This window comes from Pseudomonas sp. B424, assembly GCF_055408345.1.
The window spans coordinates 372,616-386,240 of record NZ_JBUZTL010000002.1 but is presented as its reverse complement, the minus strand read 5'-3'; the positions used below and the strand labels follow the sequence as shown (position 1 = coordinate 386,240).

General features: G+C 59.7%; 9 protein-coding genes. 5 read left to right on the top strand and 4 right to left on the bottom strand.

Going from position 1 to position 13,625, the window contains the following annotated elements; all coding sequences use genetic code 11:
• Window positions 1-206: 206 nt before the first annotated feature.
• Window positions 207-3,695 (bottom strand): chromosome segregation protein SMC, encoded by a 3,489-nt coding sequence (gene smc, locus ACZRMS_RS04045; RefSeq protein WP_463994230.1) that lies wholly within the window; start codon window positions 3,693-3,695, stop codon window positions 207-209.
• Between the two features lie 2 nt (window positions 3,696-3,697).
• Window positions 3,698-4,357, bottom strand: a complete 660-nt coding sequence (locus ACZRMS_RS04040; protein WP_048358496.1) for a GntR family transcriptional regulator — start codon at window positions 4,355-4,357, stop codon at window positions 3,698-3,700.
• A gap of 224 nt (window positions 4,358-4,581) precedes the next feature.
• Here ACZRMS_RS04040 and xdhA point away from each other — a divergent pair, with 224 nt between their 5' ends.
• Genes xdhA through guaD form a run of 4 tightly spaced genes read left to right on the top strand, consistent with a single transcriptional unit; the run spans window position 4,582 to window position 10,564 of the window.
• Window positions 4,582-6,039 (top strand): xanthine dehydrogenase small subunit, encoded by a 1,458-nt coding sequence (xdhA, locus tag ACZRMS_RS04035; protein ID WP_463994229.1) that lies wholly within the window; start codon window positions 4,582-4,584, stop codon window positions 6,037-6,039.
• Window positions 6,032-8,407 carry a xanthine dehydrogenase molybdopterin binding subunit gene (gene xdhB / locus ACZRMS_RS04030; protein WP_463994228.1) on the top strand — a complete coding sequence of 792 codons (2,376 nt, stop codon included), beginning with the start codon at window positions 6,032-6,034 and terminating at the stop codon, window positions 8,405-8,407. Before xdhA ends, xdhB begins: the two co-directional genes overlap by 8 nt.
• Window positions 8,400-9,257 carry a xanthine dehydrogenase accessory protein XdhC gene (gene xdhC, locus ACZRMS_RS04025; protein WP_463994227.1) on the top strand — a complete coding sequence of 286 codons (858 nt, stop codon included), beginning with the start codon at window positions 8,400-8,402 and terminating at the stop codon, window positions 9,255-9,257. The genes xdhB and xdhC overlap by 8 nt, the downstream gene beginning before the upstream one ends.
• Before the next feature lie 8 nt (window positions 9,258-9,265).
• A complete protein-coding gene (gene guaD, locus ACZRMS_RS04020) occupies window positions 9,266-10,564 on the top strand; it encodes a guanine deaminase (RefSeq protein ID WP_463994226.1) in 1,299 nt (432 codons plus the stop codon).
• A gap of 41 nt (window positions 10,565-10,605) precedes the next feature.
• On the opposite strand, the gene ACZRMS_RS04015 is transcribed toward guaD, so the two are convergent.
• Window positions 10,606-11,358: a GntR family transcriptional regulator gene (locus ACZRMS_RS04015; protein ID WP_463994225.1), complete on the bottom strand. Its 753-nt coding sequence runs from the start codon at window positions 11,356-11,358 to the stop codon at window positions 10,606-10,608.
• A gap of 227 nt (window positions 11,359-11,585) precedes the next feature.
• Between ACZRMS_RS04015 and ACZRMS_RS04010 the strand changes: the two genes are divergently transcribed.
• Window positions 11,586-12,776 carry a benzoate/H(+) symporter BenE family transporter gene (locus ACZRMS_RS04010; RefSeq protein ID WP_463994224.1) on the top strand — a complete coding sequence of 397 codons (1,191 nt, stop codon included), beginning with the start codon at window positions 11,586-11,588 and terminating at the stop codon, window positions 12,774-12,776.
• Between the two features lie 47 nt (window positions 12,777-12,823).
• Here ACZRMS_RS04010 and ACZRMS_RS04005 read toward each other — a convergent pair whose 3' ends face one another.
• The gene (locus ACZRMS_RS04005) at window positions 12,824-13,585 is read right to left on the bottom strand and encodes an SDR family oxidoreductase (protein WP_463994223.1); all 762 of its coding nucleotides are present in this window, start codon (window positions 13,583-13,585) and stop codon (window positions 12,824-12,826) included.
• Between the last annotated feature and the right edge of the window lie 40 nt (window positions 13,586-13,625).

Here is a 13,625-nt window from a genome sequence, read left to right as displayed (position 1 = left end):
TAAAACGTGGCGCCAACTCTATGTTCTGAATGGCGTTTTACCCACGTACAAAAAAATTAGACGTTAAATTAACACGACCAAAGATAACTTTACACCGTCTGTCGCATTGAGCTAGGCCCATATAGCCTTCGACTTGCAAGTCATGCCCGTCAAATACTCAGGATTCCCCCTACAAGTAGAAAAAATTCCTCCTACATGCTTATAGCTCAAGCATCGACCATTGCCATTGCCTCCTCAACATCAACCGCAACCAGACGCGAGCAACCGGGCTCATGCATCGTCACGCCCATTAACTGATCAGCCATTTCCATGGCGATCTTGTTGTGGGTGATGTAGATGAACTGCACCGTCTGTGACATCTCTTTTACCAAGCGTGCATAGCGGCCTACGTTTGCGTCATCAAGCGGTGCATCGACTTCGTCGAGCATGCAGAACGGCGCCGGGTTGAGTTTGAAAATGGCAAAAACCAGTGCCAGGGCAGTCAGCGCTTTCTCACCACCAGACAGCAAATGAATGGTGCTGTTCTTCTTGCCTGGCGGGCGCGCCATGATAGTTACCCCTGTATCGAGTAAATCTTCGCCCGTCAGTTCCAAGTAAGCGCTGCCTCCACCGAAAACTTTTGGGAAAAGTGCCTGTAATCCGGCATTTATCTGATCAAAGGTGTCTTTAAAGCGACTCCGGGTCTCTTTATCGATTTTGCGAATAACGTTTTCCAGCGTATCGAGCGCCTCGACCAGATCGGCGTCCTGAGCATCCAGATAGCGCTTGCGTTCGGATTGCTGCTGATACTCATCGATGGCTGCGAGGTTGATCGCACCCAGGCGTTGTATACGCGCAGCTATACGCTCCAGCTCTTCTTCCGCTTGCTGCTCATTGACCTCGGAGTTCAAGGTGGCAAGCACCCCGTGCAAGTCATAGCCATCGGCCAGCAACTGGTCCTGCAACGTGGTGCGGCGCACGGTCAGCGCTTGCCACTCCATGCGCTGCTGCTCCAGCTGGCCACGAATCAGCTGCGATTGCTGCTCGGCCTGATTGCGGCGCTTTTCGGCGTCCCGCAATTCACGGTCGGCATCTTCAAGTGCGGTCTGGGCAATCTTGAGTTCCTCATCAACGCTCAAGCGCTTGTCGAGCAACTCTTCCAGCTTCAGGCGCAGCTCTTCGAGAGGGGCTTCGCCCTCTTCCAGATTGAGATTGAGCTGCTCCCGCTTTTCAGCCAGCCGCTCGGACTGCAACTCAAGTCGCTCCAGCGCCTGTCGCGTCGAATCGTGCTGCGCTTTAAGCGAACCCAGGCGCACGGCCAGCTGGTGTGCGTGATCCTTGTGCTGACGCGCGTCCTGGCGCACCCGGTCCAGACGCTCGCGCAGGCTGTCGCGCTGAGCCAGTAACAGCTCGCGCTGTTCGGTATCGGTGGCCATGGCATCCAGCGCATCCTGCAACAGCAGGCGTGCTTCGCCCACCTGTTCATGCTCCAGCGCCCGCTGCTCGCCCAACTCGGCCAGCTCTTCGTCCAGACGGCGACGACGCAAGGTCAACTGCTCGAGCTTGGCTTTGCTGGCAGACAACCTGGCCTTGATCTCGCCCTGCTGCCGCGCCTCGTCTTGCAAGCGACGGCGAACCTGCTCCCGCGAGTCTTCCTGTACGAGCTGTTGCTCACGCAAGCGCTGCAGTTGTTCTTCGAGGGTCGCGAGTGTGGCTTCGCGCTCTTCGCGCTCAAGCCCCAGACGCTGGATTTCCTGCCCCCGCGCCAGCACGCCGCTTTCGGCCTCGCTGGCACGGCGCACACGCAAGAAATTGCGACCGACCCAATAACCATCACGGCTGATCAGGCTTTGGCCGTCGACCAGCTGCCCGCGCAGGGCCAGCGCCTGTTCAAGGGTTTCCACCGGTTTGACCTGCCCCAACCACGGCGCCAGATCGAAATCGGCCTCGACCTTGTCAAGCAGGCTGCCCGACAGGCGACCGGCCTGGGACCCGGCACTGAACAGGCGCAAATCACCCTGGGCAAAACCGGCCAGATCCAGGCGGGAAAAATCATCAACCAGCACCGCCTGCAGGTCCGCACCCAGCACGGTCTCGACCGCCAGCTCCCAGCCCGCCTCAACCCGCAGCCCTTCGGCCAGACGTGGCTGTTCGGCCAACTGCTGCTCACGCAGCCACTCGCCCGCACCGGTGCCGGGGTCGAGCGCAGCTTGCTGCAGGGCCTCAAGCGAGGCCAGGCGACCGTTAAGCCGCTGCAACTCACCTTGGGCCTGCTGCTGGTTCTGGGTCGCCTGCTGCAAGTCATGCCGCACCTGCTCCAGTCGCTCGACCAATTGTTCTTCGCTGGCTTGCAGCTCTTCTTGTGTCAATTCGCTGGTCGCCAACTGCTCGCTCAGCTCCAGAATCGCCGCATCTTCCGGGTCTGCCGCCAACAACGCGCGCTCTTCAGCCAGACGGCGCTGACGCTCGGCAACGCGTTCCATGCTGGTTTCCAGCTGCTGGATACGGGCTTGCAAGACCTCGGACTGACGCTGCGGCTCGGCCGAGCGCTGGTTGAAACTGTCCCACTGTTCCTGCCAGCCGTGCATGGTGTGCTCGGACACTTCCAGCGCAGCCGCGGCTTCTTCGGCGGCAGCGCTCGTCAGCTCCTGCTCGGGCTCAAGCATGAGCAGCTCTTCGCCTAGCGTGGCGAGCATCGTGCGGTCGTGCCCCAGGTGCGACTCGGTTTCAAGGCGTGAACGCTCGGCCTCACGCAGGTCATCCTGCAATTGACGCAAACGTTGCTGACCGTGCTGGATGCTTTGCTCGACGCGGGCAATGTCCCCCCCCACCGAATAGAAGCGCCCTTGCACCAGATTGAAGCGCTCTGACAGATCATGGTGCCCGTCACGCAGGCGCTCGATGCTGGCATCGGCATTGCGCTGCTCGGCCACCAGGGCTTCGAAGCTGACCTCCTGGTTGCCAATGATTGCTTCGCGCTGACCCACCTGTTCGTTCAGGGCCTGCCAGCGCAACGCCGACAGTTGGGCCTTGAGCTGACGCTCTTCAGCCTTGTACTCCTGATACTTCTCGGCGGCCTGGGCCTGACGGTGCAAGCGCTCAAGCTGACGCCCCAGTTCGTCCCGCAAGTCGGTCAGGCGGGCGAGGTTTTCGTGGGTGCGGCGAATCCGGTTTTCCGTCTCGCGCCGGCGTTCCTTGTACTTGGAGATGCCGGCCGCTTCTTCGATAAAGTTGCGCAAGTCTTCGGGCTTGGACTCGATCAACTTGGAGATCATGCCCTGCTCGATAATCGAGTAGCTGCGCGGCCCTAGGCCCGTACCGAGGAAGATGTCGGTGATGTCACGACGACGGCATTTGGTGCCATTGAGGTAATAGGTGGTCTGGCTGTCACGGGTGACTTTGCGCCGGATGGAGATCTCGGCGTAAGCCGCGTACTCGCCCAGCAGCGTGCCATCGGAGTTGTCAAAAACCAGTTCGATGCTGGCCTGGCTCACCGGTTTACGGGTGGTCGAGCCATTGAAGATAACGTCCGTCATCGACTCGCCACGCAGGTTTTTGGCCGAACTTTCGCCCATTACCCAACGTACGGCATCGATGATATTCGACTTCCCACAGCCGTTCGGGCCCACAACCGCAGCCATGTTGCTCGGAAAGCTAACCGTTGTCGGATCGACGAAAGACTTGAAGCCGGCCAGCTTGATACACGTAAGGCGCACGCTCAGGCAACCGTCAGGGCAGATAGCACCAGGGCACAACTGCGCTGGGCGTAGTTGCTCAGCACCACGCGAATTTGTACCAGGTCACGGGCCACGACGGCTTCGAGCAACTGCGCAAACAGCGCCAGAAACTCGCTCATCTCCGCCTTGCGCTGATCCAGTGCCAGGTAATAGGCACGGCTCATGGCCGGGTGCAGGTTCTCGACGGTTTCCTGCAGGTACGGGTTGTCGGCAAACGGGTACGCCGCACGCATCACATTGAAGCTGTCTTCAACAAAGGTGCTGATGTCCTGGCGCTCGTAGCTGGCCATCAAGCGCTGCTGAATTTGCAGAAACGGGCCCAGGTCAGCCTGGACAACCCAGCGCTGCGCAACCGCATTGCCGAGCAGGATGTACATCTCGCTCATCAGGGTGCACAGGCTCTGTACCTTGTGCGCCGTGAGCTCGGTCACATGGGCGCCACGCCGCGGGAGGATGGCGATGAGGTGCCGGCGCTCAAGGATCAATAACGCTTCGCGCACAGAGCCACGGCTGACATTAAGCGCCAGCGTCACCTTCTGTTCTTGAATACGTTCCCCAGGCTTTAGCTCGCCACGAATGATCCGTTCGGCGAGGTGGTGAGCGATTTGCTCGGCGAGGCTGTCCGGCGCCTTGAACGTCATGTTTTACCTTCAAAATCTTTGATCATTAGCAGCGGCGCAGTGTAACGCACTTGGTATGTGCTCGCGCAGAGCCCCAGAGGCTGAATATGGCACGAATTAAGCAAATAAATCCCCTGAACAGACATCACCGGGATTGGCGAACTCTATTTCTTGACCCCAAGGTCAGCTTTAGCTAGATTCAGCTCATCCCGCGTTACAACAATAATGATTATGCGAGGCCTTCCGTGATCCAGTTCCTACTCAACCAGACGCTGCGCACCGAGCACACGCTGGACCCGAATTTGACCGTGCTTAACTACTTGCGTGAACACCTGCACAAACCCGGCACCAAAGAAGGATGTGCCAGCGGTGACTGCGGCGCCTGCACGGTGGTGGTAGGCGAACTGCACACGGACGATCAAGGGCTCGAACGGCTGCGCTATCGCAGCCTCAATTCGTGCCTGACCTTTGTTTCGGCGTTGCACGGCAAGCAACTGATCAGCATCGAAGACCTGAAACATCAGGGCCAACTGCACAGCGTGCAACGGGCCATGGTCGATTGCCACGGCTCGCAGTGCGGCTTCTGCACACCGGGTTTTGTGATGTCGCTGTTCGCTCTGCAAAAAAACAGCACGGGCCAGCCTGACGGTCATCAGGCCCATGAAGCACTGGCCGGCAACCTGTGCCGCTGCACCGGCTACCGGCCGATCCTGGCGGCTGCAGAGCAAGTGTGCAGCCCGCATCAGGACGATCAGTTTGATGTGCATCAAGCCCAAACCATCACCCTGCTCAAGGCCATAGCCCCCACACAGACCGGCGAACTGAACAGCGGCGACAAACGCTGCCTGCTGCCCCTGACCATCAGCGACCTGGCCGAGTTGTATGAGTCCCAGCCCCAGGCCCGCCTGCTGGCTGGCGGCACCGACCTGGCGCTGGAAGTCACCCAGTTCCACCGCCCATTGCCGGTCATGATCTACGTCGGCAATGTGGCCGAGATGAAACGTATCGAGGGTTTTGACGATCGCCTTGAAATAGGTGCCGCGGTTTCGCTGACTGACGCCTACAGCACACTCAAGGCCGAGTACCCGGATTTCGGCGAGCTGCTGCAACGTTTCGCATCGCTGCAAATCCGCAATCAAGGCACCCTGGGCGGCAATATTGGCAACGCTTCGCCGATTGGCGATTCACCGCCGTTGCTGATTGCCCTCGGCGCACAGCTGGTTCTGCGTAAAGGCCAGGCCAGCCGCACCCTGGCGATTGAAGACTACTTCATCGATTACCGGGTGACGGCCCGCCAGGAAGGCGAATTTATCGAGAAGATCATCGTTCCCCGCTCTGACCCGGCCCATTCATTTCGCGCCTATAAAATCTCCAAACGCCTGGATGACGACATCAGCGCCGTGTGCGCAGCCTTCAACCTGCGTATCGACAACGGCGTAGTCACCCGGGCACGCGTGGCGTTCGGCGGCATGGCGGCCATCTCCAAACGCGCCGGCGCCTGCGAAGCCGCCCTGCTCGGAGCAGACTGGAATTCAGCCAGTATCGAGCGTGCCTGCGCGGCATTGGCGACAGATTTCACCCCGTTGTCGGACTTTCGCGCCAGCAAGGAGTACCGCCTCCTGAGTGCACAAAACCTGCTGCGCAAGTACTTCATCGAACTGCAAACGCCACATCTTGAGACGCGGGTAACTGCTTATGTCTAACCATCACAAGATTGAGCCGACCCAGGCCGAGCTGGCCGCCCTCTTCCAGCAGGACCTGAAGACCGGCGTTGGCCGTAGCGTCCCCCATGACAGCGCCGAGAAGCACGTATCGGGTGAAGCACAGTACATCGATGACCGGCTCGAATTTCCCAACCAGCTGCATCTTTACGCGCGCTTGTCCGATCGGGCCCACGCCCGGATCATCAGCGTCGATACATCGCCCTGCCTTGCCTTTGAAGGCGTGCGTCTGGTGATTACCCACGAGGATATACCCGGCCTCAAAGACATCGGCCCACTGCTGCCCGGCGACCCGTTGCTGGCCATCGACAAGGTGGAGTATGTGGGCCAGGCCATACTGGCCGTGGCAGCCTGCGACCTGGACACCGCACGCAAGGCGGCAATGGCCGCCATTATCGAATACGAAGACCTGGAGCCGGTGCTCGACGTGGTTCAGGCCCTGCGCAACAAGCACTTTGTGCTCGACACCCACACCCATCAACGCGGCGACTCGACCGGCGCGCTGGCCGGGGCACCCCATCGGCTGCAAGGCAGCCTGCACATTGGCGGGCAAGAGCACTTTTATCTCGAAACCCAGATCTCATCGGTGATGCCCACCGAAGATGGCGGGATGATTGTGTACTGCTCCACGCAAAACCCCACCGAAGTGCAAAAACTGGTGGCTGAAGTGCTCGATGTCTCAATGAACAAAATCGTTGTGGACATGCGCCGCATGGGTGGCGGCTTTGGCGGCAAGGAAACCCAGGCTGCCGGCCCCGCGTGCATGTGCGCAGTGGTGGCACGCCTGACCGGGCAACCCGCCAAGATGCGCCTGCCACGGGTCGAAGACATGCTGATGACCGGCAAACGGCACCCGTTCTATATCGAGTACGACGTCGGCTTCGATGCCAATGGCCAGTTGCACGGCATCCAGCTGGATCTGGCGGGCAACTGCGGCTGCTCGCCGGACTTGTCCAACTCCATCGTCGACCGCGCCATGTTCCATGCCGACAACGCGTACTACCTGGGCGACGCGACGATCAATGGCTACCGTTGCAAGACCAATACCGCGTCAAACACGGCCTACCGGGGGTTCGGCGGCCCGCAAGGCATGGTCGCCATCGAAGAGGTCATGGACCGCATCGCCCGCCATCTGGGCCTGGACCCGCTGGCGGTGCGCAAGGCCAACTACTACGGCAAGACCGAGCGCAACGTGACCCACTACTACCAGACGGTGGAGCACAACCTGCTGCAGGAAATGACCGCCGACCTGGAGGCCAGCAGCCAATACGCCGAGCGCCGGGAAGCGATCAAGGCCTTCAACGCCGCCAGCCCGATCCTGAAAAAAGGCCTGGCGCTGACCCCGGTCAAATTCGGTATTTCCTTTACCGCCAGTTTCCTCAACCAGGCCGGCGCGCTGATCCACATCTACACCGATGGCAGCATCCATCTCAACCACGGCGGCACCGAAATGGGCCAGGGCTTGAACATCAAGGTCGCGCAAGTGGTGGCCGAGGTTTTCCAGGTGGAAATCGGTCGTGTGCAGATCACCGCCACCAACACCGACAAAGTGCCAAATACCTCGCCCACCGCCGCCTCCAGCGGTGCCGATCTCAATGGCAAGGCCGCGCAGAACGCCGCCGAAACCATCAAGCAGCGGCTGATCGAATTCGCCGCCGGCAAGTATCAGGTCAAGCCGCAGGCGGTGATATTCCACAATGGCCAGGTGCGCGTGGGCGAACAGATCATCAGTTTTGAAAGCCTGATCCAGCAGGCGTACTTCGGCCAGGTTTCGCTGTCGAGCACCGGTTACTACAAGACCCCGAAAATCTTCTATGACCGCACCCGGTCCCGTGGTCGGCCGTTTTACTACTTTGCCTTTGGGGCCGCCTGCGCTGAAGTCATCGTTGACACCCTGACCGGCGAATACAAAATGTTGCGCACCGACATCCTCCACGACGTCGGTGCCTCGCTGAACCCGGCCATCGATATCGGTCAGGTCGAAGGCGGCTATATTCAGGGCGCCGGGTGGCTGACCATGGAAGAGCTGGTGTGGAATGCCAAAGGCAAGCTGATGACCAGCGGCCCCGCCAGCTACAAGATCCCGGCCGTGGCGGACATGCCACTGGACCTGCGCGTCACGCTGGTGGAAAACCGTAAAAACCCGGAAGACACGGTGTTCCATTCCAAAGCGGTCGGCGAGCCGCCGTTCATGCTCGGTATCGCCGCCTGGTGCGCGATCAAGGACGCCGTGGCAAGTCTGGCCGACTATCGCGTGCAACCCGGCATCGACGCACCAGCCACCCCGGAGCGGGTGCTCTGGGGTTGTGAACAGATGCGTAAAAGCCTGGTGGAGGATCAGCATGAATAACTGGATCAGCGCTCTGGCCGAGTTGCAGCAGCAGGGTGAACCCTGCGTGCTGGTCACCATCATCGAAGAGCAAGGCTCAACCCCGCGCAATTCGGGTTCAAAGATGGTCATCAGCGCCGCGCATGCCTTCGACACCATCGGCGGCGGCCATCTGGAATACAAGGCGATGCAGATTGCCCGGGAGATGCTCGGTAGCGGCAAGCAAGACACTCACCTGCAGCGCTTCAGTCTCGGCGCCAGCCTGGGCCAATGTTGCGGCGGTGTGACCGTGTTGCTGTTCGAACCCATGGGCCAGGTGCAGGCGCATATAGCCGTTTTTGGTGCAGGCCACGTGGCACGGGCACTGGTACCCTTGCTGGCCAGCCTGCCGTGCCGCGTGCGCTGGATCGACTCGCGGGCACAGGAGTTCCCGGCACTCATACCCCCGGGGGTGCAGAAGATCATCACCGAAGAGCCCGTCGACGAGGTAGAAACACTGCCCGCAGGTTGCTACTGCATCGTCATGACGCATAATCACGCCCTGGATCTGGAACTTAGCGCGGCCCTGCTCAAACGCAACGACTTCACATACTTCGGCTTGATTGGTTCCAAAACCAAACGCGTGAAGTTTGAACATCGCCTGCGTGAGCGGGGTATCAGTGCGTCACATTTGCAGCGCATGCGCTGCCCGATGGGCTTGAGCGAAGTCAAAGGCAAGCTGCCTGTCGAAATCGCGATTTCCATCGCCGGCGAAATTATCGCCACCTACAACACACACTTCGGTAAGCACACATCCTGTGCCGACCCTGCGTCATCTGAATCCATTAAACAATTGCTGCCGTCTTCACGACGCAGCCATGCCACACACTGAGAATTTTCATGACATCCAAAGCCTATCGCGCCGCCATTTTGCACAGCATCGCCGACCCTGCCGAAGTCGGGATCGAGGCCTCCTATGAGTATTTCGAAGACGGCTTGCTGGTGGTCGACAACGGCCAGATCAAAGCGGTTGGCCCGGCCACGCAATTGCTCGCAACACTGGCCGCCGACATTGAAGTCACCGAGTACAAGGACGCGCTGATCACCCCCGGTTTCATCGACACGCACATCCACTTTCCGCAGACCGGAATGATTGGTGCCTACGGCGAACAACTACTCGACTGGCTCAACACTTACACGTTCCCGTGCGAAAACCAGTTCGCCGACAAGGCCCACGCCGATGAAGTCGCCGATATTTTCCTCAAGGAACTGCTGCGCAACGGCACCACCACCGCACTGGTGTTTGGCAGCGTGCACCCGCAGTCGGTCGATGCCCTGTTTGAAGCCGCACAACGGCTGGACCTGCGCCTGATTGCCGGCAAAGTGATGATGGACCGCAACGCGCCCGACTACCTGACCGACACGGCCGAAACCGGCTACAGCGAGAGCAAGGCGCTGATCGAGCGCTGGCACGGTAAAGGCCGCCTGCATTACGCCGTCACCCCACGGTTCGCCCCCACCAGCACTCCGGAGCAATTGACCCTGGCCGGCAAGTTGCTGGGCGAATACCCGGATGTGTATCTGCACACCCACATCAGCGAGAACCTTCAGGAGATCGAGTGGGTTAAGTCACTGTTCCCTGAGCGCAAAGGCTATCTGGATGTGTACGACCACTACCAGTTGCTGGGCGAGCGTTCAGTATTTGCCCACGGTGTGCATCTGTGTGATGAGGAATGTGCGCGATTGGCGGAAACGGGCTCGGCAGTTGCTTTCTGCCCGACGTCAAACCTGTTCCTGGGCAGCGGCCTGTTCAACTTGCCGATGGCCGAGAAGCACAAACTCAATGTCGGGCTGGGCACAGACGTCGGTGCGGGCACCAGTTTCTCGCTGCTCAACACCCTGAACGAAGCGTACAAGGTCATGCAGCTGCAAGGCGCACGCCTCGATCCGTTCAAGTCGCTGTATCTGGCAACGCTGGGCGGCGCACGGGCACTGCGCCTGGAAGACAGGATCGGTAACTTGCAGCCGGGTAGCGATGCGGACTTCCTGGTGCTCGATTACAACGCCACACCGCTGATGAGCTATCGCCTCAAGCAGTCGAAAAACATCGCCGAAACGCTGTTCGTGCTGATGACCCTGGGCGACGACCGCACCGTTCAACAGACTTACGCGGCAGGCAATCTGGTGCATCAGCGCTAACAGGGATTTTGTAGCCGCTGCCTTCGACAGCGGCTACAGGGTTAGCGAGTGCTTTTGCCCTTGGTTTGCAGCAAATGCGAGAACACGGCATGCAAGTCATCCGAGGCGCTTTCTTCGTCGAGGTTGAGCTTGCTGTCGATATGATCCATGTGATGCATCATCAAGTGCACGGCCTGGACGGCATCGCGGGCCTCAATGGCATCGATCAGTTGCATATGTTCGTCGTAGGAACAATGCGAGCGGTTACCGCTTTCGTACTGGGCGATAATCAGCGACGTTTGCGACACCAGGCTGCGCTGAAAGCTGATGAGGGGCGCATTCTTTGCCGCCTCGGCCAACTTGAGGTGGAACTCGCCGGACAACCGGATACCCGCACCGCGATCGCCTCGCGAGAAGCTGTCGCGCTCGTCCTGCACCATCTTGCGCAACTGCGCCAAATCTTCGGCCGTGGCATGAACCACCGCCAATTCAGTAATGGCCTTTTCAACCAGACGCCGGGCCAGAAATACCTGGCGGGCTTCTTCTACGCTCGGGCTCGCCACCACCGCGCCACGATTGGGGCGCAACAGCACAACCCCCTCATGGGCCAGGCGTGACAAGGCCCGACGAATAATGGTGCGGCTCACCCCAAAGATTTCGCCCAGAGCCTCTTCACTCAACTTCGTGCCAGGCGCCAGGCGCTGCTCGAGGATCGCCTCAAAAATATGCGCATAGACGATATCGTCCTGGGTTCCACTGCGGCCGGCCTTGCCTGCGCGGGATTGTTTCTTGAGAGGCTGCAACTGTTCGTTCATGGGCACTCGTGTGGGGGAAGCGGCGGCGAATAAGGTTCCGTTAATACGTAAACGGGCGTCGCTGACCGGAAATTAATGCAAAAAACAAGGCGCATTGTACACAAGCCAGAGTGCCAGTACGACTGTACGGTCATTTACGCCCCCGGCTGTATCGCAATGAAATATGACATTTGCGTTTAGGCTTGCACCTTGCTCCACCTCTAATCAAGAACAAGGAATACCGTTCCATGACCGACGCCACGCAGCCGCGCTTGCACCCACTGGCAGACACCTCCCCCTCGGCTGTGGTCGCAGGCTTTATTGCCATGATGACCGGCTACACCAGCTCATTGGTCCTGATGTTTCAGGCCGGTCAGGCAGCAGGGCTCACCAGCGGGCAAATCTCTTCGTGGATCTGGGCATTGTCGATCGGGATGGCCGTTTGCAGCATAGGCTTGTCCTTGCGTTATCGCACACCCATCACCATCGCCTGGTCGACACCGGGGGCCGCCTTGCTGATTACCAGCCTGGGCGGGGTCAGTTACGGCGAGGCCATCGGCGCCTATATCACCTGCGCAGTGCTGGTCATTATCTGCGGCATGACCGGCAGCTTCGAGCGCCTGGTCAAACGTATCCCGTCATCCCTGGCCGCTGCATTGCTGGCAGGTATCCTGTTCAAGATCGGCAGCGAAATATTCGTCGCCGCGCAGCACCGCACCGGCCTGGTCATCGGCATGTTTTTCACCTATCTGATCGTCAAACGCCTGTCGCCCCGCTATGCGGTACTGGCGGCACTGGTGATTGGCACCTTGATCTCGGGGTTGCTCGGGCTACTGGACTTCAGCGGTTTCGCCCTGGAAGTGGCCGTCCCGGTCTGGACCACGCCTTCATTCTCGCTGGCTGCCACCATCAGCATCGGCATTCCACTGTTCGTGGTCGCCATGACCTCGCAAAACATGCCGGGCATTGCCGTGCTGCGGGCTGATGGCTATAACGTCCCGGCTTCGCCGCTGATTACCACCACTGGCGTGGCGTCGTTGCTGCTCGCGCCTTTCGGCTCCCACGGGATTAACCTGGCCGCGATCAGTGCCGCCATTTGCACCGGCCCGCATGCCCACGAAGATCCAAAAAAGCGTTACACCGCGGCCATGTGGTGCGGGATTTTCTATGGTATCGCCGGGGTCTTTGGCGCCACCCTCGCAGCGCTGTTTGCGGCCTTGCCCAAGGAACTGGTGCTGTCGATTGCTGCGCTGGCCCTTTTTGGCTCGATCATCAATGGCCTGAGCATCGCCATGAGTGAAACCAGGGAACGTGAGGCGGCCCTGGTTACCTTTATGGTCACAGCATCAGGCATGACCCTGTTCTCGGTCGGCTCGGCCTTTTGGGGGATTGTGGCCGGCGTTCTGACTTTGATGATCCTGAACTGGAAAACGCGCTAGGAAAATAGTGCACAACTTGCGGGAGCCGGCTTTGCGGCTCCCGCAGATCAGATAGCCATTGCCCCGCCATCTACCGCCAAGGCATGCCCCGTCGTAAAGGCTGCGCCGTCCGAGCACAGAAACAGCACCGCACTGGCCACTTCCTCGACCTTGCCTATGCGACCCACCGGGTGCATTGCCGCGGCGAACCCGGCCTTTTTCGGATCGGCCTCATGGGCCCGGCGAAACATATCGGTATCGATCACACCCGGGCAGACCGCATTCACCCGGATGTGCTTCTTGGCGTACTCAATGGCAGCCGATTTGGTCAAGCCAATCACCGCATGCTTGGACGCCGAGTAAATGCTCATCTTCGGCGCGGCTCCCAGGCCCGCAACCGACGCGGTATTGACGATCACCCCGCCACCCTGAGCCAACATCAGCGGCAACTGATACTTCATGCATAACCAGACGCCCTTGACGTTTACGCCCATGATTGCGTCAAACTCGGACTGTGTGCCGTCGGCCAGGCGACCGTGCTCAATCTCGATTCCGGCATTGTTGAAGGCATAGTCGAGACGGCCATAGGTGCTGATCGTCTGCACCATCAACTGCTCCACATCAGCCTCAAGTGTCACATCACAAGACACGGATATAGCCGTCCCGCCCGCCGCCCTGATCAGCTCAGCCGTTGCCTCACCACTGGCCACATCCAGATCGGCCGCGACCACTTTCAAGCCTTCGGCGGCAAAGGCCAAAGCCGTCGCCCGACCAATACCGGCCCCTGCCCCCGTGACGACAGCAACCTGCCCGGAAAACCTCATGCTCATTATTTTTATCCTCGAAGGGGGAACGCTCAGTGCAGGCACA

What these genes read in the sequence shown, in the direction of transcription:
- ACZRMS_RS04040 (WP_048358496.1), bottom strand. Translation starts at nt 4,357, where the DNA reads ATGACGTTCAAGGCGCCGGACAGCCTCGCCGAGCAAATCGCTCACCAC.
- xdhB (WP_463994228.1), top strand. Translation starts at nt 6,032, where the DNA reads ATGTCTAACCATCACAAGATTGAGCCGACCCAGGCCGAGCTGGCCGCC.
- xdhC (WP_463994227.1), top strand. Translation starts at nt 8,400, where the DNA reads ATGAATAACTGGATCAGCGCTCTGGCCGAGTTGCAGCAGCAGGGTGAA.
- guaD (WP_463994226.1), top strand. Translation starts at nt 9,266, where the DNA reads ATGACATCCAAAGCCTATCGCGCCGCCATTTTGCACAGCATCGCCGAC.
- ACZRMS_RS04015 (WP_463994225.1), bottom strand. Translation starts at nt 11,358, where the DNA reads ATGAACGAACAGTTGCAGCCTCTCAAGAAACAATCCCGCGCAGGCAAG.
- ACZRMS_RS04010 (WP_463994224.1), top strand. Translation starts at nt 11,586, where the DNA reads ATGACCGACGCCACGCAGCCGCGCTTGCACCCACTGGCAGACACCTCC.
- ACZRMS_RS04005 (WP_463994223.1), bottom strand. Translation starts at nt 13,585, where the DNA reads ATGAGCATGAGGTTTTCCGGGCAGGTTGCTGTCGTCACGGGGGCAGGG.